Source organism: Pseudocitrobacter faecalis (genome assembly GCF_965231525.1).
Classification (GTDB): Bacteria; Pseudomonadota; Gammaproteobacteria; order Enterobacterales; family Enterobacteriaceae; genus Pseudocitrobacter; species Pseudocitrobacter faecalis.
This window is the reverse complement of sequence record NZ_CBDDNJ010000002.1, coordinates 3,389,401-3,412,275: the sequence shown is the minus strand read 5'-3', so window position 1 is coordinate 3,412,275 and position 22,875 is coordinate 3,389,401. Positions and strand designations below refer to the sequence as shown.

Below are 22,875 nucleotides of genomic sequence, written 5' to 3'. Positions count from 1 at the left end.
CAGCATCCAAGGTTACCGGGTTCTGATGTAGTCTGCCGATATGCAAGAAATGCAACGGCATCATGCTGGTTATGATGCTGTTTAATCTTCATTGTCACATGGACTATTCAGGGAGCGACAAGCGCTCCCACATGAAAACAGAACCACTCGTTTCATTTACGTGCTTCCTCAAAAGTAATCTCATACCCAATACTTCTGATTTAGTAGGGTTCTGATCATATCATGCAGCTCGATTGCGCTCAATTTGACGGTTTTCATCTTTACACAATGCTCGGTTATGATACTTTGTGATAGGCATGACAAGATCTGGCCGTAATTTTTTAGAAGTGAGTTTGCCCGCCACTTCACGGGACAGCATACATCCGGATAAAACCGGTAACAGGAAAGGCTCCACGCTGCATACGGAGGAAACAGAATTAATGAATGATAAATTGCCGCCCTGCGCTGATACCAGGGTGGAACGTGTCCGTCTTAAAGATGGGGATTACTTTTTCCCTGCTGAACCCGCCATAAAAGCGGATTCTTTGCGGACAAAATCGCTCCTTCATCGTTTTAACCACACCGATCCTGCTCATATTGATTCCCGCCTGCTACTGATGAAAGAGTTGCTGCCTGAATGTGGGGAAGGGGTATCTGTCACCACGTCTTTCCACTGCAGCAGGGGGTATAACATTCGTAAGCGTCGTCTCAGCACCGTCTGGCAGATCCTGAAATTCCTGAGAGGATAGTGGACACCAAATATGGTGGACACTATCCATGAAATCATTAACCACAGTGCGTAAAAAAAGCCCTAATTATCCCGTTGAGTTCAAAATCAAAATGGTTGAACTCTCGCATCGACCAGATATCCGAGTCTTTGCGTTTGCCAGCGAGGATAAGGAGTACCAACCGTTACTCGATGATATTCTGGATGGTCCAATGGTTGGGCGTTTTGATACTGAGGAAGCCGGAAAGGCTTTGATCGATGGTGGATTGATTGAGCGTTTGATGTCAACTATCATGCCCTTTATCACTTCAGAGGCCCCTCTACCCGATACGCATCTACGTCGGGAAACAACCTGGTATTATCCACTGGAAGCTATTCGCGAAACTGTTGTAAATGCACTGGCTCATCGTGACTGGACACGCTTTGTTGAGATAGAGATTGGCTTGTATAGCAATCGATTTGAAGTTATTAGCCCAGGGGCGCTGAATAATTCGATGTCGATTGAAAAGATGGTTACAGGTCAGCGATCACCACGTAATACGATTATCATGGAAGTCTTACGTGATTATGGTTACGTTGATTTCAGGGGGATGGGAGTCAGGACAAAGATTATTCCACTAACACAGGCCATGAGTGGCCAACTCCCTGAGTTTACTGCAACAGATGATTACTTGAAAACAATACTTTATCGCTCACCATCTTCTTGATATATAAGGTCTGGCCTTTCCATCCATAAGAAAGGCCATTGCTGTAAAAAATAAATTACCCGCGACTGCAGCCGAAGCTACGGTCGCCATCTCCATATGCTTTTGTATCGAGTTTAGCTAGGTAGTCGAAGCGATTCAGTAATTTATTGTATTCTCCTTCAAAGTTAAAATCATTGACGTCTAAAATATAACGACAATTTTCAGGGTAGTGAACCAATCCCGGATAATCATCCAGTTCCAATCCCAGTGCGCTATACCATGCTCTTACAATCATCATCCTTAAATTTCTTTCAGCCTCATAATCACCTAAATGGTAATAAGCATCTTTATTAAAAAAAAGACCAAGGTGAAAGTGACATTTTCCTTCTTCGGAAAACTCCCGTGCCCAAACATGACGAACACGGTTTGGATATATTCTTTTGCCGTTAGCTGCTCTGGTTCTCTCATTGGCCTCCAACATGGCATTTAATGCATTACGGAAACGGGATATGGCACCAGGCTCTAGATTAGGAAAACAGCAAACAGTGTCACCTCTGTCTAAAATGGGTGGATAATGAACATCAACACGTAACGCCATTGTTCTGGGGAATTCACTGATAGCATCATTGACGACTCGTTCAATATGTTTTTTATAGGCGAGCACATGCTCACCATGGGAACCATGATATAATTCCATGTTTCGATCCTGTCGTTAGCCCTACGGCTTTGGATAGCCGTATATAGTAATATGATCAGACATAGCTGAATGTCTGTGGTTAGTTATATTAATTAACTGTTAATAGTAATGACTGTTATATAATACCTTTCCAACAATAAAACTTGTTATCAACCCATTACCCATGCAGTAAAATAATTAAAAAGCAACTCTGCAATTATAATCACCCAAAGATGCCGTTATCCCAGTGTCTTTTTACCGTGGAAATACTTATTCCTAAGATCTTTGCCACCTTGGATTGAGAGTAATGCTTAGCCTTCTCACTCTGAATTAAATGGGAATATTTACTTCCTTCAGGCCTTCCTAGAATTTTCTTTGATTTTGCTTTGTTAGTAGGCATCTTTTACCCTCATCAAGCTATTAGGTACTAACTCCATACTGTCGAGATGTATGCAACTAAGTGGTTATGCTTAACATTGGTATCAGAAAGTATGGCTTACTTCACCGTTAAAGGGGTTAATAATGATGGCATCTCCTCCTTTCATCGCCTTTTGAGGTGTATCGCCTTCGGCAATCACAGGGACCATTACCGCTAGATCATTTGTGTAATAAATTGGTATCCAGCAATAGCATGATTGTTTAGGGGGAGTTTTATTTCTTTTCAATACTGCTTCAACTCCAAATGTAATAAGTTCAAAGATTGGCATAATCACAATGCTGCTCAAATCAAAAAAACAACCATCGTAGACTGTTTCCTTTATCAGTATGATATTAGATAACCCTCCTGCAATGAGATGTTTGTGGTTCACGCGCCGATCTGTGTAAATAAAAATTGCTTTTTTTACATTGAAACTTTTTATAATGTATGAGAGCTTTTCATGAATTAATTTTTTTTCGCTCTTACCCATCTTATCATGAGGTATTTTGTGCGCATAAAAATCTTGATCGACAACCTCGTTCCGGTGTCGAATGTGAGTGTTCCAGACGGAATAAAAAAACTCTTCGTAAGTTAATTTTGGCTCACCCCGTGCGATTGAGGGGGCCTTCTCTTCAAAAATACAGCCTAATGTTGACTCCAAAGTTTGAGCTATATGATATTGCGATGTTATTTTATTCAATGCTGGGGCTGTGGCGTTTAACAAAAATGATATCACCTCTGACCTAGAATATCCTTTTGCATTGCTATAGTCGTCAATTGCATCAATAGTTGATTTTTTGTTTGCGCTGAAAGTGATGCGTTTTTTCATATGTATCCTTGACTTTCGTTAATGTAAAATGTGATAAACGGTGTGATTTAGTATCTTTTATCGACGGATTGTTTCTGTTAATTAACCCAGCTATTCTTTAGAATAGCTGGGGAGTTATGATTTTGATGCTGCTGTTAATTACAATATACTGAGAAGGTTAATAGGAACCTATCAATGTCTTTGCGTAACCAATAATGTCGGCTGTTAATTTTCTTTGGGCGTGGTAAACCATTAGGCAGCTTGTCTTGGCAAAGCCATTTTCGAATTGTTTGGGCTTTAAGGTTTAATAGATGTGCTAACTCACTTGTGGAAACAAGTTCAGATAGAGATGTTCTGGATTGCTCATATATGCTCATGCTACCACCTCAATGATTGAGATGCAGGCATATACAAAAAGTAATGAAATTAGAAGGGAAAGAAAGGACCAAAAAGAAAACAAAAAAGCCAAGCTTGAATAAGCTTCAGGGTCAGGATCACTACCTTCGCTTGAGCCGGATGAGGTACTTTTAGTTGATTTAGACGCATTACCTTGCGAGTTTTCGGCCTGATTTTTGTGCGAGATGATACGTGCAAAAAAAACGCCCAAAGTTTTATGTCGATTGTTTTTATTGTATAAAGAGTTTTTTTCACTGAGGTGTCCAAGAGCAGCTCGAATCCTGATGTTCACCTGTCTTTCCTGAAATATGGACTCAGCACAGGTTTGTCGCTGCTTACTAGAACGAACAACTTTGATCTTACCCACGACCCGTACTATTCGAGCCTTTGAGCTGGTTTGCGCAGAACTCATCAAAGAATTAGACATAATGCTTTATCTCCTGATTTAAAAGTGGACGATGGAATTTAAACCTTAAAATACACTTATGTCAACGATGGATGTTGTTCTGTAATCTATTGATATTAAATGAAATCAACGCATATCAACGGTTATTTTTTTACAATATTTGCTTGCTGTAAGATCCACCTCTCAATTTTTTCATGCCATTTGCGCAACAGATCTAACGGACGACGGCGGTAGTGTTTTTCCGCCAGTGCACTTGGTTTGTGTCCCATAATTTGAGCAACAATACCTGTTGGCACTTCAACCCATTCAGCAAGAGTGCCAAAACTACGGCGTAAGCCGTGAAGGCTGATATGTGGTAACTCAGCTCGAGCTAACGCTCTGTTGTGTGCTGAACGCGGTTCAATAATTTTGCCACTTTTACTGTTACTTCTGAAAACCCAACCCTCCTTATTTACGTCAGAATTTGGGAATTGCGCTAGCGCACTTAACAGCTCAGAAACATAAGGAGTGAGAGGGATGATACGTTCGCCTTCGATCTTGTCTTTAATCCTCATGCTTGACCATTTGAAATCTACGTCAGACCACCGAAGTGACGCAATTTCTTCACGCCGTGCACCGGTGAGCAAAAGTACCTGGAGATAGGCCGATGCAATGGGATTATTGAGGCTACGTACGGCACTGAACCAGATTTTTAACTGTTCTTTTTGTAAGCAATCTCCCGCTTTACTCGCTGATACTGGAACCACTTTTCTCACGTTATGATCTTGTGCAATATCGCCATGGATTATTCCCTGATATTTTTTCTGGTAATTAGCCCATTTGATAAATGCACGCAACAGACGGTAGGCATGAGCAGTGACGGTAGGCCGATTTTGTCTCTCTGTACTTAGCCATGCGGCAATGTTCTCTGGTGTTAGTTCCGATAACGGTAGGTCGAGTAAGCTAGCCAATGGTCCAGCCGAGGTTGGGCCCCGGCCTCTTTTTTTACTTTCGCCTCCACGGCTGGACAAGTTAATGTGATCGGCAATGTATCGAGTAGAATATGGGCGTTTAGTTTTTGCGCTGATTCCGGCTCTCAATTCTTCAAGGTAATCTTCCCAAGCGCTTGTGAAGGTTACCTTCGTTTTACGAGATTCAGCCTGCTGTGATTCCGCTTCAGCAATTTTTTCTGCCTTAGCTATACGCGGATCTATCCCTGTATCGATTAATGTTTGCAGCCGCCTGGCTTCGGCCCTGGCATCATCAATTCTCCAATCGTTAATGTTGCCAATGGTCATGCGAAGGGTTTTTCCCGCATATACGCTTTGGAACACAAAAGCTTTTGTTCCGCGAGTTGCCCTACATGCCAGGGAAGTTACGTCCGCATCCCAAAGAAATGCCTGGGTTTTTCCTTCAGATAAAGCAAATTTTCGAATGCGCTCGAAGGTGAGTTTTTGTCTTGGAAGTGCCATTTTGGGGCTCCAGATGAGAAATGTTACATCACCATAATGTAACGGCTAGTGTAAGTAAAATGGGGGAATAAACATCAACGCGTGTCAATTTTTATCAACAGGTGTTTTTCATAACACAATGTTTTATAATGAATTGCTTGTTTTAATAGTAGGTTTTTAAAGGGGTGAAAATATAATAACATCGCATTCGTAATGCGAAGGTCGTAGGTTCGACTCCTATTATCGGCACCATTTAATTCAATGAATCACCTCGCTTTCAAGTCATCCACGTTCCCGCTCATGTCATATTTATGATCTTCCAGCTTAAAATCGTGTCAACCTTGCTCGCATAGTCCGTAAAATGCCTGGCCGAAAGATGCCTGTTTCGATGAATCCTTCGAGCGTTTCCCATACCCTATTTTTTTCAATACCCGCACGGAAATTCCTGATGTCTCCCACCTTTTTGTTGATGCAAAACCGACCAGCGATAAGCCACTGCTCGGTTTGCATAAAAGGATCGCTAAATCATCAGCGCTGCAAATACTCCCCTGTGGAAATCACCCTGGCGTAGGCAAAAGCCAGTGCGGCCATCATGGTGGCGTGTACCTGCTCCGCTGGCACGCGGACACCGTTGAACTCTAAATCCAGTGTGGCACAAGCGTCATGCAGAACCGTTACGTCATAGCCAAAATCTGAAGCTGCACGTACGGCAGCGTCGACGCACATATGACTCATAGCGCCGACGACGACCAGTGAGGTAATGCCTTGCTCCTCAAGCAGTTGTCTGAGGTTGGTCTTCAGGAAGGCGTTGGCATAATTTTTCACGATGACCGGTTCGTTGCCTGCAGGCAGCACAGAAGGTTGAATTTTTATCCCATCTGAGTCGGGGACAAATACCGGCATCTCTTTATTCGCGAAAATATGCTGGATATGGAAAACCGGTATAGCGCGTTCGCGGGCTGAAGCAATAACGTTTGCCGCGTTAGCTGCAGCGGATTCGATACCGGTCAGCGGCAATTTTCCTGTCGGAAGATATTCATTCTGCAGATCGATAACAATAATGGCTTCTCTGGTCATGGCGTGTTTCCCTCTGTTGGCTTTACAAATTTAGTACAGACAGTGTGTATCAGGGCAGATAACATGCAAAGTGGCGGTAACGACATATTCAAGGGTGAAAACGACATATGGAGCGGCGATTGACGACTGAAATCGCGATACTTATTTATCCACATGCGCAGCAGGCTGCCGTTCTGGGCCTGATGGATTTGCTGAATTTTGCCGAAAAGATCCGGCTCCGGCATGACGCGAAGGGAACTTCTCCGGTGACGGTGACGCGATGGCTATGTGAAGAGAGTGCAGGTGTCCCGCACAGACTTGAAGACAGCGTCCGGGATCACGAGAATGGCCCTGATGTGATTATCCTGCCCCCGAGCCTGGAAGACCCTCTCCCGGCACTCTCTTCCCGCCCTTATATCGAGTGGCTTTGCGAGCAGCATGCAAAGGGAGCGACGATCGCGTCCGTCTGTGCAGGCGCTTTTTTACTGGGAGAAACGGGGCTGCTCAGGGGACGAACCATCACAACCCACTGGCAATATGCTGAACTTTTCAGTCAGCGTTTTCCTGATGTCAGGCTCGATGTTGATCAGTTACTGATAGATGATGACGATATCATGACGGCAGGCGGTGCGATGGCCTGGGTGGATCTGGGCCTTCGTCTGGTGGACCGCTATTATGGGGCTGCCATTATGATTGAAACCGCCCAGCGTCTGCTGATTGATCCACCAGGTCGGCAGCAGCGTTTCTACAGCGCGTTCTCTCCACGTCTGTCACACGGCGATCGGGCGGTACTGAACGTTCAGCGCTGGTTAGAAGAGACGGGTGTCAGGGAAAGTGCGCTGCCGGTACTGGCAGCCCTGGCGGGCCTGGAAGAACGCACTTTTTTACGCCGCTTTCAGAAAGCGACCGGTATGACGACCACCGAGTATTGTCAGCGCCTGCGCGTGGGGCGAGCCAGGGAAATGCTCCAGTCTTCTCAGCTTCCGCTGGAACGCATCGCGTGGGATGTGGGTTACAGCGATGCAGGGGCCTTCCGGAAGGTGTTTACCCGCATCGTTGGACTGACACCCGGAGAGTATCGCCGGCGGTTTCATCCTTGATTTCACGCCGGGCAGACAGTCGATCACTCAAAACAGCAGTGAATAGCTCAGACCAAAAGTACGACCACGGCCTTTGTAATCGTACAGTGACGCCGGGCCATATCCCGGGCTGTAGTAGAGCGGCGCGCGCTGACCCCAGACGGTGGTGTAGTCACGATCGAAAAGATTCTCCACGCTGAAACTGAGTTTACCCACAGGGAGTTCATAACTCCCGAGCAGATCAACGGTGGTATAACCCTCGATTTTCTCTCCCTGATCGTCGCTCACGTTGAAGGAGGTGGTGCTTTGAACTCGCAGGCTCCAGGGATCGGGTGCCCAACCAATGTATGCCGTCGCTTTTGAAGGACTTGCGACCTTAACATCGTACTTTTCCCAGCTCCCGTTGACTTTGGATTCGGTTTTTAGCACGTTAAAGTTTGCGCCAGTGCTCCAGTCGGTATCCGGAATAAAGTAGTCGATCGCACCTTCGACACCGTAAATACGGCGTTTGTCATCGACCACGCTAATCGTCAGATCTTTATTGGCCTGCACGCTTTTGTCAGAAATTGAGTAGTAAGCCGCAATTTGCGTGCGCAGGTTATCGCCGGTAAAGCGCCAGCCCAGTTCGTAGGAGTCGACCTTGACGCCTTCCAGTTCACTCTCGTTCACATTCACGCTGTTAATTAGCGGAAGATGCCCGTTGACTGCGGGGCCATAAGTGCCGCGTCCATAGTACTTACCAGGGTCAGGCAGTTCCACGCCCTGGGAGAAGTTAAACCATGCCTGCTGGCGTTCAGTCAGGTGAACCAACAGCCCCGCATTAAACAGGAAGTTATCGTAATCGACCGAGCCACCGGGGATAGCATCGGCTGACTGTACCTTCCCGGCAGCAATCTGCTGTTGCTGCGCATAGCCAATGAAATCATCAATCTTGTTCTCTGTGTACTGGTAGCGAACGCCGCCGCTGAGCGTGAAAATATCGTTGATGTCATAGCTTGATTGCAGGAAGGCCGCCAGGTTGGTGATGTCGTACGCTGGGTAGCGCCCGGTGGTATAAATACGCTTATTGTTCATCCCGCCAGACGCATTTGCCTGTGCCAGATCGAAAAACATCTGGTTAGAGGTAAAGCGTTCATGATCCGCATCCAGCCCATAAGTTAGTTGCCAGCCCTCCAGCGGTTGACTGTTCAGCGTCAGTTTCGCACCGTACTGATCCGTGTCCTGCTGCGATGAGGAGAACGCGGTCGCCTGTTTATTGGCATTGACGGTTGGGAAAGGATAGAACTTCAGCGACTCATCGCGATAATAAACCTGACCCACCAGCTCCTGGCCGAGGAAGTCGCTGTTAGAGTATTGCAGACTAATAAGGTGACGTTCAGTGCCTGGAATACGGTCTGAACTCAGGCCGCTGCTGACATAAGGCCTACTGGTTCCGCTAATTGCTGAAAAATCTTTGCCGAGGTTCAAGCCATAATCATCGTCACCCTGGCTTTTATAATATTGAGTGATCAACTGCAGTTGTTGGGTGTCGTCAATGTTTAGCGTGCCGGTGCCCATGACGTCCAGACGGTCAGAATACTGGAGCCCTGTCTGGGTGTTATCGAGCAACGTTGCGTCGCCATTGCCATCAAACCAGCCGCCAAATTTCTGGTACGCCACCGACGCGCGACCGGAGATACGATCGTTCCCGCCCGAGATCGCGCTGGCAATACGTTCATCATGATCTTTACTGCTGTTAAAGCCGCTTTTGATCCCCGACTCAAACTCCACCTGGGTATCTGGTTGGCCCTTCTTCGTCACGATATTAATCAGGCCGCCCGTACTGCCGCCACCGTAGAGCGCGGTGGCGCCGGAGATGACTTCTACGTGGTCGATATTGAAGGGGTCAATCGAGTCCAGTTGGCGGCTGTCGGTGCGCGATGAGTTCAGGCGAACGCCGTCAACCAGCACCACCAATGGACGGCCACGCACATTCATTCCGTAATTGGTACGACTCTGGCTGCTTACATCCAGCCCGGGGATGAGCTGCGCCAGTGCGTCTTTCAATTCTTTACCGCCCTGAATCTGCTGTTCAAGTTCGGCGTTTTCAATCACCCAGGTGGTTTGCGCCATTTCCGCCACCGTTCGGTTAGCGCGGTTGGCAGAAACCACCAATGTGTCGTCGGGAGTCTGTTGTGCGACCGCAGGCGCCATGATGGCGAGCAGCAGCGGGTTAAGCGTCCAGAGCGTATATTTTTTGGCTATCATCGTCATTCCTTTACGCGGGCAAAAAAGTGTTGCCCAAAGAGGCTGAGTAGCAGTTGGAGGTGCAGCCGCTGGCTGCGGTTTTTCCCGGTTACCGCTGCGTCATGGGAGAAGCGCAGGCGATGCGTGAGAACGAATAAATCGCGCGACATGGCGAGATTCAGAATATGAGCAGATGCCTATGCCCTGATGCTGGAGGGACGTTCGGGAATAACCCGATGACGCTGTTAGGCATTTAGCGAGCGTGATAATCAGTTGGGAAGGGGAACATGCGATGTAGCGCGATGTCGTGTTTTCACGAAGAGGCCATTTCAGAATGCGCTGTGCAACGCGATTCCACGCCAGCAGGTTCATGAGCAAAGTTATCATCAGGCAGATTCCACATCATGTGATAATGCGAATTTTGCCGATAGAGTTTCTCATTATCAATACCAATTGTTAGTATTGGTAAAAATAATTTTACAAATAAACACAATTTATGAACGGTTTTGCAATATTGTGGCGGTGGGGATGATTGCCGTTTGGGTGAAAAAAATGTCCAGATGTTCGTGAATAATGCCTTTTCAAGCGAGGTGATAAGCACGTCCCTGTGCTCTGTTCTCAGGCGCGCGAGCGTTTTACCGGCATCCCATTTGCCACAAAATAGGCCGCCAGACTTTTCGGCAGCGCCTCTTGCCCACGAATCCTGTCCGCCATTTTCTCGCCGATCATAATCGTCGTGGCGTTCAAATTGCCGGTGATGATCTGCGGCATAATTGACGCATCTACTACGCGCAGGCCTTCCAGGCCGTGTACGCGGCCTTCGCCGTCAACCACGGCCATCTCGTCGTAACCCATTTTGCAGGTACCACAGGGGTGGAAAGCGGTTTCCGCGTGATTACGCACAAACTCGTCGAGCTGCTCGTCCGTCTGACACTCCACGCCAGGGCTGATTTCCCGGCCACGGTATTTATCCAGCGCGGGTTGATGCATGATCTCGCGGGTGATGCGAATTGCATCGCGGAACTCCTGCCAGTCCTGCTCGTGCGACATGTAATTAAACAGGATCGCCGGATGCTGGTGCGGGTCGCGGGATTTAATCCGCACATGCCCGCGGCTTGGCGAGCGCATTGAGCCGACGTGGCACTGGAAGCCGTGCTCTTTCACCGCGTTCGAACCGTTATAGTTAATCGCCACCGGCAGGAAGTGGTACTGAATATTCGGCCACTCAAATTCCTCGCGGCTGCGAATAAATCCGCCTGCCTCAAAATGGTTGCTTGCGCCCACGCCGGTACCGCCAAACAGCCACTCCGCGCCAATTTTTGGCTGGTTCCACCACTGCAGAGCCGGGTAGAGGGAAACCGGTTCTTTGCACTCATATTGCAGATACATCTCCAGGTGATCCTGAAGGTTCTCGCCTACGCCCGGTAAATCATGCACCAGCGGAATATCAAACTCAGCCAGCAGTTCAGCATTACCCACGCCGGAGCGTTGCAAAATTTGCGGGGAGGCAATCGCGCCTGCGCACAGCAGCACTTCTTTATTTGCTGTCGCTCGGGTCGGAATCGTACTGTCGCCCTCCAGCCACTCGACGCCCACCGCACGTTTGCCATCAAAGATGATGTGATCGGTCATGGCGTGCGTGCGAATAGTCAGGTTGGGACGTTGTTTTGCCTGGTCAAGATAGCCACGTGCAGTGCTGGCGCGACGTCCCTGCGGCGTTACGGTGCGATCCATCGGGCCGAAACCTTCCTGCTGATAACCGTTAAGATCGTCCGTGCGGGGGTAGCCCGCCTGCACGCCCGCTTCAATCATCGCTTCAAACAGCGGATTGACGCCGGGTTTTGAGGTGGTCACGCTAACCGGGCCGTCACCGCCGTGATAGTCGTTTTCACCAATATCGCGCGTCTCAGCCTTGCGGTAGTAGGGCAGGCAGTCAAGATAGCTCCAGTGCTCCAGACCGGGTTCTTTCGCCCAGTTATCGAGATCCAGCGCGTTGCCGCGGATATAGCACATGCCGTTGATCAGTGACGATCCGCCCAGACCTTTGCCGCGTCCGCACTCCATGCGACGATTGTTCATAAACGGTTCCGGCTCAGTCTCATAGGCCCAGTTGTAGCGTTTGCCCTGTAGTGGGAAGGCCAGCGCGGCGGGCATCTGGGTGCGGAAGTCAAAGCGATAATCCGGGCCGCCCGCTTCAAGCAACAACACGGAGGTATTCGGATCTTCAGTCAGACGTGTGGCGAGGACGTTGCCGGCAGAGCCGGCACCAATAATGATGTAGTCAAATTGCAAATAAACCTCCCGGTTAGAATATGGACTGGAATTTACCCATCTCAACCTGGATGGACTTCACCTGGGTGTAACTTTGAAGCGTCATCACGCCGTTCTCGCGGCCAATACCCGAGTGTTTGTAGCCGCCAACCGGCATCTCTGCTGCGGATTCACCCCAGGTGTTGATCCAGCAGATACCCGCTTCAAGCTGGTGGATGACGCGGTGTGCCCGGTTCAGGTCAGCCGTTACGACGCCTGCCGCCAGGCCGTAGTCCGTGTCGTTGGCGCGGCGAATCACGTCGTCTTCAGATTCATACGTGAGGATGGACATCACCGGCCCGAAAATCTCTTCGCGAACGATAGTCATCTCATCGGTGCAGTCGGTAAAGATAGTTGGTGCGACCCAGGCACCGTTATCGAAACCGTCGCCTTTCAGCACATCGCCACCGCACAGTACGCGCGCGCCTTCCTCTTTGCCTTTGGCGATGTAACGCAGCACGTTATCGCGATGCGGGAAGCTGACCAGCGGGCCGAAGTTGGTCTGCACATCGAAAACGTCGCCTGCGCGGATGCGGCCTACGCGCTCAAGGATTTTCTGTTCAAATTCGGTTTTGAACGCCGCCGGAATAAATACGCGAGTACCGTTGGTGCACACCTGGCCGGAGCTAAAGAAGTTCGCCATCATGGCAATGTCCGCCGCGAGATCTAAATCCGCATCGTCGAGGATAACCAGCGGGGATTTACCGCCCAGCTCCATCGTCACTTCTTTCAGCGAAGAGGCCGCAGAGTTGGCCATCACTTTTTTGCCGCTGGCGACGCCGCCGGTGAACGACACCTTGGCAATGCCTGGATGTTCGGTCAGATACTGCCCGGTTTCCGCGCCGATGCCTGGCAAAACGTTAAACACGCCGTCCGGCAGTCCTGCTTCTGTGTAGATTTCTGCGAGTTGAAGCGCAGTGAGCGGGGTAACTTCGCTCGGTTTGAAGATCATCGCATTGCCTGCCGCCAGCGCCGGGGCGGATTTCCACAGGGCAATCTGAATCGGGTAGTTCCAGGCGCCAATCCCCGCGACCACGCCGAGCGGTTCCCGGCGCGTGTAGACAAACGATGACTCACGCAGGGGGATCTGGCTGCCTTCCAGCGCCGGGATCAGCCCCGCGTAATACTCCAGCACATCAGCGCCGGTAACGATATCGACGGTTGAGGTTTCCGAAAACGCTTTGCCGGTGTCGAGTGTTTCCAGCGTTGCCAGTTCGTCATTGCGTTTACGCAGGATATCCACCGCCCGACGCAGAATGCGTGAGCGCTCCATGGCGGTTATGCCCGCCCAGACTTTCTGCCCCTGCCGGGCGCTTTCTACGGCACGATCGACATCCTCGCGTCCGGCGGCCTGCACCGTTGCCAGGGTTTCACCGTTGGCCGGGTTGATGGTCTCGAAGGTGCGACCGCTGGTGGCGGATGTATAACCACCATGGATATAAAGCTGCTGTTCTGCCATTCGGGACATAACTCCTCCTCGGTTAATCGGTCGGTAAATGCTGGCTGATAAAGTGGCTGGTGAGCGATTGCGCGCGGGTGATATCCAGCGGTTTTCCACTGAGTGCGGCGCGCAACCACAGGCCGTCGATCAGAGCGGCAAGCCCATAGCCCGCTTCTTCAGCCTGTTGACGCGGCAATTCGCGACGAAACTCATACACAAGATTGGACAGCAAACGGCGGCTGCTCACTTGCTGCAAACGGTAGAGCATCGGCTGATGCATGCTGCTGGCCCAGAAAGCCAGCCAGGCTTTCATCGCCGCGCCACTGACCTGCGTTTCATCAAAATTGCCGCCTACAATCGCCTGGAGCCGCTGCTCTGCGCTACCTTCCGGAAGGGCATGCAGACGGCTCAATACCGCGTCACGCAACTGGCTGGTGATATCGCGCATGGTCGCTTCCAGCAGGCCATTTTTATCTTTGAAATAGTGGCTGATGATCCCGGTGGAAACGCCCGCCCGACGGGCGATCTGTGCGATCGTTGCATCGTGCATGCCTACTTCATTTATTGCTTCCAGCGTGGCGTCGATCAGTTGCCTGCGCCGGATCGGCTGCATCCCCAGTTTGGGCATTTTTGCCACTCCATTCATCAGCATTGGTTATACATTAAAGCGGTTTTTGATTGGACGTTCAATATAAAATGTGTCTTAATTGTTGCGAATTTGATTTTTAATAGTTGCAAAAACAGTGGGGATACTGGATGACAGACCTTTCACAGACAAGGGAAAAGGACAAAATCAATCCGGTTGTGTTTTACACTTCCGCAGGACTGATTTTGTTGTTTTCCCTGACAACGATCCTCTTTCGCGACTTCTCCGCTCTGTGGATTGGCCGCACGCTGGACTGGGTCTCTAAAACCTTTGGTTGGTACTATCTGCTAGCGGCAACGCTCTATATTGTGTTTGTGGTCTGCATTGCCTGTTCGCGTTTCGGTTCGGTAAAGCTCGGGCCGGAGCAATCTAAGCCTGAGTTCAGCCTGCTGAGCTGGGCGGCGATGTTGTTTGCCGCCGGTATCGGTATTGACCTGATGTTCTTCTCCGTCGCCGAACCGGTGACACAATATATGCAGCCGCCGGAAGGGGCAGGGCAAACCATGGAGGCGGCGCGTCAGGCGATGGTCTGGACGCTGTTCCACTACGGCTTAACCGGCTGGTCGATGTATGCCTTGATGGGGATGGCGCTCGGATACTTTAGCTATCGTTATAATTTGCCGCTCACGATCCGCTCGGCGCTGTATCCAATCTTCGGGAAACGTATCAACGGGCCGATTGGTCACTCGGTGGATATCGCGGCGGTAATCGGCACCATCTTCGGCATCGCCACCACGCTTGGCATTGGTGTGGTGCAGCTCAATTACGGGCTGAGCGTACTGTTTGATATCCCGGATTCGATGGCGGCGAAAGCGGCGCTGATTGCGCTGTCGGTGATCATCGCCACTATTTCGGTGACGTCCGGGGTCGATAAAGGCATTCGCGTGCTGTCGGAACTTAACGTTGCGCTGGCGCTGGGGCTGATTTTGTTCGTGCTGTTTATGGGCGACACCTCATTTCTGCTCAATGCGCTGGTACTGAACGTTGGCGACTACGTAAACCGTTTTATGGGGATGACGCTCAACAGCTTCGCTTTCGACCGCCCGGTCGAGTGGATGAACAACTGGACGCTCTTCTTCTGGGCGTGGTGGGTAGCATGGTCGCCGTTCGTCGGCCTGTTCCTGGCGCGCATCTCACGCGGGCGCACCATTCGCCAGTTTGTGCTGGGCACCTTGATTATTCCGTTCACCTTTACGCTGCTTTGGCTGTCGGTATTCGGTAACAGCGCACTGTATGAAATCATCCATGGCGGTGCCGCCTTCGCACAGGAAGCGATGGCGCACCCGGAACGTGGCTTCTACAGCCTGCTGGCACAGTATCCGGGGTTCACCTTTAGTGCTTCCATCGCCACCATTACTGGCCTGCTGTTTTATGTCACCTCGGCGGATTCCGGTGCGCTGGTACTGGGCAATTTCACCTCGCAGCTGAAAGACATCAACAGCGATGCGCCTGGCTGGTTGCGTGTATTCTGGTCGGTGGCCATTGGCCTGCTGACGCTCGGTATGCTGATGACCAACGGGATTTCAGCGCTGCAAAACACCACGGTGATCATGGGGCTGCCGTTCAGCTTTGTCATTTTCTTCGTGATGGCGGGGCTATATAAATCGCTGAAGGTTGAGGATTACCGCCGTGAAAGTGCCAACCGCGACACCGCACCGCGACCGATGAGCGTTCAGGATCGCCTGAGCTGGAAAAAACGCCTGTCGCGCCTGATGAACTACCCAGGTACGCGCTACACCAAACAGATGATGGAAACGGTCTGTTATCCGGCAATGGAAGATGTGGCGCAGGAACTGCGGCTACGCGGTGCGTACGTTGAGCTGAAAAGCCTGCCACCGGAAGAGGGCGAGCATCTGGGGCATCTGGATTTACTGGTGCATATGGGTGAAGAGCAAAACTTTGTCTATCAGATCTGGCCACGGCAATATTCGGTGCCGGGCTTTACCTACCGCGCGCGCAGCGGGAAATCGACCTACTACCGGCTGGAAACCTTCCTGCTGGAGGGCAGCCAGGGTAATGACCTGATGGATTACAGTAAAGAGCAGGTGATCACTGATATTCTTGACCAGTACGAGCGACACCTCAACTTTATTCATTTACATCGGGAAGCACCTGGGAATAGCGTGATGTTCCCGGATGTTTAAACAAGATGTTTAAATAAAAAGCAGGATCATCACGATCCTGCTTTTCTTTTTATTATTTCTGAATCATATCTACCCGCACGACCGGCGGATCGACTTTCTTATCCAGGCTTCCGTTAATACTGATCATGTTATCGGGTTTTACCGTCCGTCCATCAAAAACCGATTGTGGAATAATGGTGTGGATCGTTCCGGTTTTATCCCTGAACACAAATTTGTCATTGCCCTGATCGTCGATGAGATTGCCGCGAAGCGAAATTGTCGCGCCGTCGTGCATTGTTTTAGCGTGATCGACGGTCATGATTCGCGCATTTTCAGTGCCGCGGTATCCCTCTTCCAGCGCATGAGGGGCGGGAGGTGCGGCATCTTTTTCCAGGCCACCTTTTTCATCGGCAAAAGCGCCAGGAATCAATAATGTGCAAACGAGAGGAACAAGAGATATTTTCATACTACACTCCCTGCGTGTGATTGGCTTGACATATTAAGCGTGGTTGCTATTCCTTAAACTGGCAACGCGATGAATCTTAAAAAGGGTTTACTTTAAAAATCATCGTTCTGCTAAAAATAAGCGAAACGGTGAGGTGTTAAATGTCAAAAGAAAAACAACTGCCCGGTGTTCAGGAGAGTGAACGCGCGCTAAATTTCGAAGCCGCCTGCAGAAATGGGGGATTAATTCTTCTGTTGCTCGTTGTTTTACTGGCAATTGGAGGCTTGTTTTCCAACGGCTATTTGAGTCAAACGATAAAGGTATCTTCAGACCAAAAGTTGCAGGTTGAATATGAACGCTTTGGCAGATTACAAACGGAATTTGCATTAAAAATTTCCGCTAAACCAGCACAAACGGGATTATTCGTTTTCAGCCTGCACGGTGACTATAATAAACATTTTGAAATCAGCAATATTTGGCCGAGGCCAGATAAAATGTACAGCCAGGATAACACGCTATTTTTTGTTTATCATACCGCACAACTGACAGAACCCTTTACCGTCTGGTTATACGCCACTCCACAAGAATTCGGTTATGCCCATAACTCGCTTAGGTTAAATGCCGGGTCAGAAATAGACTTCTGGCAGTTTATCTATCCTTAGGAGAAAAAAGAATGGAGATGATATTTCGTGCACTTGCAATCTATCTGATTTTACTGGTTGTATTTAAAATCGCAGGGCGCAGAGCCCTGTTGCAGATGACCAGTTTCGATCTGATATTATTATTGATTATCAGCGAGGCAACTCAGCAGGCCCTATTAGGGAATGATTTCTCTGTCACCGGTGCGATGCTGACAATCATCACGCTGATTGTTGTGGATATGCTTTTTGGGATGATGAAAAAATATTTTTCCGGCGCGGAGTCGGCACTGGATGGTTCGCCGGTTATTTTGGTTGAAAACGGGACAGTGTTAAGGGAAAAACTTAAAAAGGTGGATGTCTCTTGCGATGACATACTTGTCGCCGCGCGCCAAAATCAGGGCATTACAGAGCTGGAGAAAATTAAATATGCCATACTTGAACGTAATGGGCATATCTCGATTATCCCGTTAGAAAAATAAGGAGCACCTGATGGAAGAAACCCTCTATAACGATTCAAAAACCACCGGTGAACTGACCAAAATGGCCGCAAATGCGCTGCTGGAACGTGGCTGGCGTTTAACCACCGCCGAGTCATGTACGGGGGGTAACCTTGCGTCGGCACTCTGCGCAGAAGAGAACACCGCGGCATTTTATGATATTGGCGTGGTGACTTTCAGCGATGCGGCAAAGCAAAAAATGCTGAATGTTCAGGCCAGCACATTAGAAAAGTTTAGTGCTGTCAGTGAACAATGCGTGCGGGAAATGTCTGCAGGCGCACTGGCTCAGGCTGGGGCTGATATCAGTATCGCGATTAGCGGTTATGCCGGCCCGGATGGGGGAGACGACGGTACCCCTGCGGGGACTGTCTGGTTTGCATGGAACTTTCGCGGTCAAATAGAAACGGCACGGATACTGTTTACGGGCGAGTGCCAGGATGTCGTCGAAAAAGCGGTTCGCTACTCTCTTGCCATTTTGGTTGAACAACTCTCCCTTTCGACGTCATCCCGGCGATGACGGGGTTAAGCGCCTTTTTTCTCGGCCTGGGTATTAATATTCCCCACGGCGAGATCGGTTAGTTTGAGATCGGTTTTCTTCTCTTCTTCCAGCGTGGCTGTGAGCAGTTTTAACGCATTTTTATACCCTAACTGCTGCGCCAGCGTGGCGAGCGTACCGTAACTGGCAATTTCATAATGTTCGACTTTTTGTGCCGCCGCGATAAGCGCGGCATCGCGAACATTGTTTTTTTCGGTACTTTCAATGACCTCATTGGCTTCCTCAATGAGACCCTCCATCGCGACACATTTCATGCGTTTAATTTTTAGGCCGGATTCTTGTTCAACGATCTGATCGATACGCTCAATATGTCCGTGCGTCTCCTCAAGGTGCGCACTAAAAGCGGCACTGAGTTTTTCACTGGCGGTGGAACGTGATAATTTGGCTAAGGCACGGGTTAACTGCTTTTCTGCGCTGTAGGTATCGGATAGCAGGTGAATAAAAACATCTTCAATGGTTTTAATATTCATAATTCTCTCCGGATCATAATAAGCCACGAGGCCGAAGACTCGCGGCTTATTCATATATTTTATTTAATTAAAGGCTACTTATCGGATTTACGGCCACCGCTGTGGCTATTCTGGCCGCCTTTTTTACCCGCTTCAGATGCACGCTGCGGGTCATTTTTGAAGTTACCGCCGCTGTGCTGGCCACCTTTACGGCCTGCGTCAGAGGCTTTATCTCGATCTTCTGCGAAATTACCGGAACCACCACGATGCTCTGCCATATTCAATACCTCATATTTTACTATGTCAGGATGATGCAAATTTTATTTCGCATCTCATGTCGTTCAGGAATTAACTCTAGCGGTTATTGAGTAAAGATCAAATTGCGTTCTGTGGATGTAACTAAATATTCTTGTTAAATAAATCACGCTACGCGCTTCGCTTCAGGGTAAATATTTTATGAAGAAAGATGAGTAAATGAAGCGGATAGCGATAGAACGTAAATTTATTTTTTCATCAATGCTCACTCTCATGTTGGATGAGAATGTTTACGCTTCTTTACGTTAGATTTTCCCTGCTCGTGTATCTCCCAAAATAATATAAGATTATTCTTGGTGGGAAAAGTAATAAAAAAGAAAGAACAGGTATGTTTTTCCATATGTGTTATTGCTTTTCTCCTCATAAGGCGTAGGCTATCGTGCATCTGACAGGAGGACGAATGCCTTTAAATGCGCTGAAATTGTTCAAAATACTTTCTGATGAAACACGGCTGAGTATTGTTCTGTTACTCAGAGAGTCAGGCGAACTCTGCGTCTGCGATCTGTGCACAACACTGAAACAATCACAGCCGAAAATCTCCCGCCATCTGGCTATGCTGCGCGAAAGCGGGTTGTTGCAGGATCGCAAACAGGGGAAATGGGTGCACTATCGTCTTTCGCCGCATATTCCCGCATGGGCGGCGCAGGTGGTTGAGCAGGCCTGGGCAAGCGAGCGCGATAGCCTCCAACGCATGGCGCAAAAGCGGGAAGCGAATGGCGGCACGGCAAACTGTTGCTAAAAAAATTTAACTAAACATATCTGTTTTGGCGTATGTATTGATTTGGGGAGGTTGTATGTTACTGGCAGGCGCAATTTTTGTCCTGACCCTTATTCTGGTTATTTGGCAGCCGAAAGGATTAGGCATTGGCTGGAGCGCAACGCTTGGCGCGGTGCTGGCGCTGGGGTTCGGTGTGGTTCACGTTGATGATATTCCGGTCGTGTGGAATATCGTCTGGAACGCTACGGCAACCTTTATTGCCGTGATTATTATCAGCTTGCTGCTGGATGAATCGGGCTTTTTTGAATGGGCCGCACTGCATGTCGCGCGTTGGGGCAACGGGCGAGGGCGTTTGTTGTTCACCTATATCATCCTGCTTGGCGCTGCGGTGGCGGCGCTGTTCGCCAACGATGGCGCGGCGTTAATACTTACGCCGATCGTGATTGCAATGCTGCTGGCGCTCGGGTTCAGTAAAAGTACAACGCTGGCGTTTGTCATGGCGGCGGGGTTTATCGCCGATACCGCCAGCCTACCGCTCATCGTTTCTAATCTGGTCAATATCGTCTCGGCAGACTTCTTCCGCCTGGGCTTCACGGAATACGCCTCGGTGATGGTACCGGTCGATATCGCGGCCATTGCCGCAACGCTCGTGATGTTACATCTGTTCTTTCGCAAAGATATACCGCCTGCCTACGACCTTGAACGCCTCAAAGACCCCGCAAAAGCGATTAAAGATCCGGCGACATTCCGCACCGGCTGGGTTGTCCTGCTTCTGCTACTGGCTGGCTTTTTTGTGCTGGAGCCGATGGGGATTCCGGTTAGCGCCATCGCCGCGGTGGGCGCACTCATTCTTTTCGCGGTGGCGAAAAGGGGAGAAGCAATCAATACCGGAAAAGTGCTGCGCGGCGCGCCGTGGCAGATTGTCATTTTCTCGCTGGGTATGTATCTGGTGGTCTACGGCTTACGTAACGCGGGGCTGACGGAATACCTTTCCGGCGTGTTGAACATGCTGGCGAATAATGGCCTTTGGGCCGCCACGCTGGGTACGGGGTTCCTGACCGCGTTTCTCTCTTCTGTGATGAACAATATGCCGACGGTGCTGGTTGGTGCGCTTTCGATTGATGGCAGTAGTGCATCCGGTGTCATTAAAGAGGCGATGATTTACGCCAACGTGATTGGCTGCGATCTGGGGCCAAAAATCACGCCCATTGGCAGCCTGGCAACGCTGCTGTGGCTGCATGTGCTTTCTCAGAAGAATATGACGATTCGCTGGGGATATTATTTCCGCGTCGGGATTATTATGACGTTACCGGTGCTGCTTGTTACCTTAACCGCACTGGTATTACGTCTCTCACTCACACTGTAATGAGAAACTGAAATGAGCAATATCATCATTTATCACAACCCGGCCTGCGGCACGTCGCGTAACACGCTTGAGATGATCCGTAACAGCGGCACAGAGCCAACCATCATTCATTATTTAGAAAATCCACCTTCGCGTGATGAGCTGAGCACACTGATTGCCGATATGGGCATCAGTGTGCGGGCGCTGCTCCGTCAAAACGTGGAGCCCTATGAAACGTTAGGGCTGGCCGAAGATCGGTTTAGCGATGCCGAACTGATGGCATTCATGCTGCAATACCCTATTTTAATCAACCGCCCGATCGTGGTAACCCCGTTGGGCACGCGTCTGTGCCGCCCGTCTGAAACGGTGCTGGATATATTGCCGGATGCGCAGCAACGCGCGTTCAACAAGGAAGATGGTGAAAAGGTGGTGGATGAACAGGGTAAGCGGCTGAAATCCTAATCGCTCGGCTTTGTCGGGGGCGCTGTGCTTACGCGACCTACGGGTTAACTCCGACCCGTAGGTCTGATAAGCGCAGCGCCATCAGGCAATTACAGTGTTCCGGTACCGCCATCTGAACACCATACCTGCCCGGACGCGTACGAACACTCGTCGGAGGCAAACAGCACATACAATGGCGCAATTTCCACCGGCTGCCCTGGACGACCCAGCGGGGCGTCGGCACCAAACTGCTCAACCTTCTCCTGCGGTTGCCCGCCGCTGGTTTGCAGCACTGACCAGTATGGCCCCGGTGCGACAGCATTCACCCGAATACCGCGCGGCCCCAGTTGTTTTGCCAGCGATTTGGTCAATGCCACCAGACAGGCCTTAGTTTGCGCATAATCAACCAAAATCGGGCTGGGTTTAAATGCCTGAACGGATGTGGTGTTGATAATTGATGCGCCCGCCTTCAGGTGACGAAGTGCGGCTTTGGTCAGCCAAAAGGCGGCATAGACGTTGGTTTTGAAGGTGGCGTCAAACGCTTCGGTCGTGAGATCTTCCAGCGATTCACAATACTGCTGTCGTCCGGCGTTATTCACCAGGATGTCCAGTTTACCCAGTTGCTCTACCGTCTGTTCGATCAGCGAATGACAGAAATTTTCATCCCGCAAATCACCGGGGATCGCTACCGCTTTGACCCCTTCCGCTTTCATGACCTCAATAACGCTTTTCGCATCTGACTCTTCTTCAGGCAGATAGTTGATGACGACATTCGCGCCCTCTCTGGCGTAGGCAATGGCTACCGCGCGCCCAATCCCGGAATCACCGCCGGTGATCAGTGCACATTTCCCTTTCAGGCGGCCGTGACCGCGATAGCTCTCTTCGCCATGATCGGGCTCGGGGATCATTTTCGAATCCAGGCCTGGCGGTTGCTGAGTTTGCGTCTGGAAAGGGGGACGTGGGTATTGTGGATTTAACGTGTCGCGATCGGCCATAAATATCTCCTTAAGCATAGGTTATCAGTAATGAATGTGGATATTTTCCTTAATAGCAGCGATATA

24 protein-coding genes and 1 pseudogene are annotated in these 22,875 nt (G+C 49.8%); 10 read left to right on the top strand and 15 right to left on the bottom strand.

Annotation, left to right across the window (positions count from 1 at the left end):
- Positions 1 to 419 precede the first annotated feature (419 nt).
- A complete protein-coding gene (locus ACOXYR_RS16715) occupies positions 420 to 728 on the top strand; it encodes a maltose acetyltransferase domain-containing protein (RefSeq protein ID WP_003029582.1) in 309 nt (102 codons plus the stop codon).
- A 28-nt stretch (positions 729 to 756) separates the two neighbouring features.
- Positions 757 to 1,413 carry an ATP-binding protein gene (locus ACOXYR_RS16710; RefSeq protein WP_003029581.1) on the top strand — a complete coding sequence of 219 codons (657 nt, stop codon included), beginning with the start codon at positions 757 to 759 and terminating at the stop codon, positions 1,411 to 1,413.
- A gap of 55 nt (positions 1,414 to 1,468) precedes the next feature.
- Here ACOXYR_RS16710 and ACOXYR_RS16705 read toward each other — a convergent pair whose 3' ends face one another.
- The 6 genes and pseudogenes from ACOXYR_RS16705 to ACOXYR_RS16680 all read right to left on the bottom strand — a co-directional run bounded on the left by ACOXYR_RS16705 (position 1,469) and on the right by ACOXYR_RS16680 (position 6,603).
- Positions 1,469 to 2,089, bottom strand: coding sequence for an inovirus Gp2 family protein (locus tag ACOXYR_RS16705; protein ID WP_003029579.1), 621 nt, complete (start codon positions 2,087 to 2,089; stop codon positions 1,469 to 1,471).
- Positions 2,090 to 2,550: 461 nt separating this feature from the next.
- Positions 2,551 to 3,315 carry a hypothetical protein gene (locus ACOXYR_RS16700; RefSeq protein ID WP_003029576.1) on the bottom strand — a complete coding sequence of 255 codons (765 nt, stop codon included), beginning with the start codon at positions 3,313 to 3,315 and terminating at the stop codon, positions 2,551 to 2,553.
- Positions 3,316 to 3,449: 134 nt separating this feature from the next.
- Complete coding sequence (locus ACOXYR_RS16695; RefSeq protein ID WP_003847740.1) at positions 3,450 to 3,671, bottom strand: helix-turn-helix domain-containing protein; 222 nt, start codon at positions 3,669 to 3,671, stop codon at positions 3,450 to 3,452.
- Positions 3,668 to 4,117 (bottom strand): hypothetical protein, encoded by a 450-nt coding sequence (locus ACOXYR_RS16690; protein ID WP_032296090.1) that lies wholly within the window; start codon positions 4,115 to 4,117, stop codon positions 3,668 to 3,670. The genes ACOXYR_RS16695 and ACOXYR_RS16690 overlap by 4 nt, the downstream gene beginning before the upstream one ends.
- A gap of 105 nt (positions 4,118 to 4,222) precedes the next feature.
- Positions 4,223 to 5,562 (bottom strand): annotated as a pseudogene (locus ACOXYR_RS16685) (tyrosine-type recombinase/integrase).
- Positions 5,563 to 6,054: 492 nt separating this feature from the next.
- The gene (locus ACOXYR_RS16680) at positions 6,055 to 6,603 is read right to left on the bottom strand and encodes a cysteine hydrolase family protein (protein WP_189624284.1); all 549 of its coding nucleotides are present in this window, start codon (positions 6,601 to 6,603) and stop codon (positions 6,055 to 6,057) included.
- 119 nt (positions 6,604 to 6,722) lie between these two features.
- On the opposite strand from ACOXYR_RS16680, the gene ACOXYR_RS16675 reads away from it, so the two are divergent.
- Positions 6,723 to 7,682, top strand: a complete 960-nt coding sequence (locus ACOXYR_RS16675) for a GlxA family transcriptional regulator (RefSeq protein WP_421356141.1) — start codon at positions 6,723 to 6,725, stop codon at positions 7,680 to 7,682.
- A 27-nt stretch (positions 7,683 to 7,709) separates the two neighbouring features.
- Here ACOXYR_RS16675 and iutA read toward each other — a convergent pair whose 3' ends face one another.
- The 5 genes from iutA to betI all read right to left on the bottom strand — a co-directional run bounded on the left by iutA (position 7,710) and on the right by betI (position 14,266).
- A complete protein-coding gene (iutA, locus tag ACOXYR_RS16670) occupies positions 7,710 to 9,908 on the bottom strand; it encodes a ferric aerobactin receptor IutA (protein WP_421356140.1) in 2,199 nt (732 codons plus the stop codon).
- Positions 9,909 to 9,910: 2 nt separating this feature from the next.
- Complete coding sequence (locus tag ACOXYR_RS16665; RefSeq protein WP_421356139.1) at positions 9,911 to 10,057, bottom strand: hypothetical protein; 147 nt, start codon at positions 10,055 to 10,057, stop codon at positions 9,911 to 9,913.
- Positions 10,058 to 10,505: 448 nt separating this feature from the next.
- Positions 10,506 to 12,179 carry a choline dehydrogenase gene (betA, locus tag ACOXYR_RS16660; protein ID WP_421356138.1) on the bottom strand — a complete coding sequence of 558 codons (1,674 nt, stop codon included), beginning with the start codon at positions 12,177 to 12,179 and terminating at the stop codon, positions 10,506 to 10,508.
- Between the two features lie 13 nt (positions 12,180 to 12,192).
- Positions 12,193 to 13,665, bottom strand: coding sequence for a betaine-aldehyde dehydrogenase (betB, locus tag ACOXYR_RS16655; RefSeq protein ID WP_421356137.1), 1,473 nt, complete (start codon positions 13,663 to 13,665; stop codon positions 12,193 to 12,195).
- A 13-nt stretch (positions 13,666 to 13,678) separates the two neighbouring features.
- Complete coding sequence (betI, locus tag ACOXYR_RS16650; RefSeq protein WP_108474727.1) at positions 13,679 to 14,266, bottom strand: transcriptional regulator BetI; 588 nt, start codon at positions 14,264 to 14,266, stop codon at positions 13,679 to 13,681.
- Between the two features lie 128 nt (positions 14,267 to 14,394).
- Between betI and betT the strand changes: the two genes are divergently transcribed.
- Positions 14,395 to 16,428, top strand: a complete 2,034-nt coding sequence (gene betT, locus ACOXYR_RS16645; protein WP_189624275.1) for a choline BCCT transporter BetT — start codon at positions 14,395 to 14,397, stop codon at positions 16,426 to 16,428.
- Between the two features lie 52 nt (positions 16,429 to 16,480).
- Here betT and ACOXYR_RS16640 read toward each other — a convergent pair whose 3' ends face one another.
- Positions 16,481 to 16,873 (bottom strand): YdeI family stress tolerance OB fold protein, encoded by a 393-nt coding sequence (locus ACOXYR_RS16640; RefSeq protein WP_108474730.1) that lies wholly within the window; start codon positions 16,871 to 16,873, stop codon positions 16,481 to 16,483.
- 140 nt (positions 16,874 to 17,013) lie between these two features.
- Here ACOXYR_RS16640 and ACOXYR_RS16635 point away from each other — a divergent pair, with 140 nt between their 5' ends.
- From ACOXYR_RS16635 to ACOXYR_RS16625, 3 genes are read left to right on the top strand one after another with little or no spacing between them, the layout of a single operon-like run.
- Positions 17,014 to 17,514: a hypothetical protein gene (locus tag ACOXYR_RS16635; RefSeq protein ID WP_421356136.1), complete on the top strand. Its 501-nt coding sequence runs from the start codon at positions 17,014 to 17,016 to the stop codon at positions 17,512 to 17,514.
- Between the two features lie 11 nt (positions 17,515 to 17,525).
- Positions 17,526 to 17,972, top strand: a complete 447-nt coding sequence (locus ACOXYR_RS16630; RefSeq protein ID WP_407732155.1) for a DUF421 domain-containing protein — start codon at positions 17,526 to 17,528, stop codon at positions 17,970 to 17,972.
- Positions 17,973 to 17,982: 10 nt separating this feature from the next.
- Positions 17,983 to 18,507, top strand: a complete 525-nt coding sequence (locus tag ACOXYR_RS16625) for a 2-oxo-tetronate isomerase (protein ID WP_421356135.1) — start codon at positions 17,983 to 17,985, stop codon at positions 18,505 to 18,507.
- 5 nt (positions 18,508 to 18,512) lie between these two features.
- Here the strand turns inward: ACOXYR_RS16625 and ACOXYR_RS16620 are convergent, their stop codons facing one another.
- The gene (locus ACOXYR_RS16620; RefSeq protein WP_108474734.1) at positions 18,513 to 19,016 is read right to left on the bottom strand and encodes a YciE/YciF ferroxidase family protein; all 504 of its coding nucleotides are present in this window, start codon (positions 19,014 to 19,016) and stop codon (positions 18,513 to 18,515) included.
- A gap of 74 nt (positions 19,017 to 19,090) precedes the next feature.
- Positions 19,091 to 19,273 carry a con-10 family general stress protein gene (locus tag ACOXYR_RS16615; protein WP_108474735.1) on the bottom strand — a complete coding sequence of 61 codons (183 nt, stop codon included), beginning with the start codon at positions 19,271 to 19,273 and terminating at the stop codon, positions 19,091 to 19,093.
- Between the two features lie 437 nt (positions 19,274 to 19,710).
- Between ACOXYR_RS16615 and ACOXYR_RS16610 the strand changes: the two genes are divergently transcribed.
- From ACOXYR_RS16610 to arsC, 3 genes are read left to right on the top strand one after another with little or no spacing between them, the layout of a single operon-like run.
- Entirely contained in the window at positions 19,711 to 20,049 is a 339-nt protein-coding gene (locus ACOXYR_RS16610) for a metalloregulator ArsR/SmtB family transcription factor (protein ID WP_421356134.1), read from the top strand.
- A 55-nt stretch (positions 20,050 to 20,104) separates the two neighbouring features.
- Positions 20,105 to 21,394 carry an arsenic transporter gene (locus tag ACOXYR_RS16605; RefSeq protein WP_421356133.1) on the top strand — a complete coding sequence of 430 codons (1,290 nt, stop codon included), beginning with the start codon at positions 20,105 to 20,107 and terminating at the stop codon, positions 21,392 to 21,394.
- 12 nt (positions 21,395 to 21,406) lie between these two features.
- A complete protein-coding gene (gene arsC, locus ACOXYR_RS16600; protein WP_113858723.1) occupies positions 21,407 to 21,835 on the top strand; it encodes a glutaredoxin-dependent arsenate reductase in 429 nt (142 codons plus the stop codon).
- Positions 21,836 to 21,924: 89 nt separating this feature from the next.
- On the opposite strand, the gene ACOXYR_RS16595 is transcribed toward arsC, so the two are convergent.
- Positions 21,925 to 22,809, bottom strand: coding sequence for an SDR family oxidoreductase (locus tag ACOXYR_RS16595; protein WP_113858724.1), 885 nt, complete (start codon positions 22,807 to 22,809; stop codon positions 21,925 to 21,927).
- Positions 22,810 to 22,875: the final 66 nt, after the last annotated feature.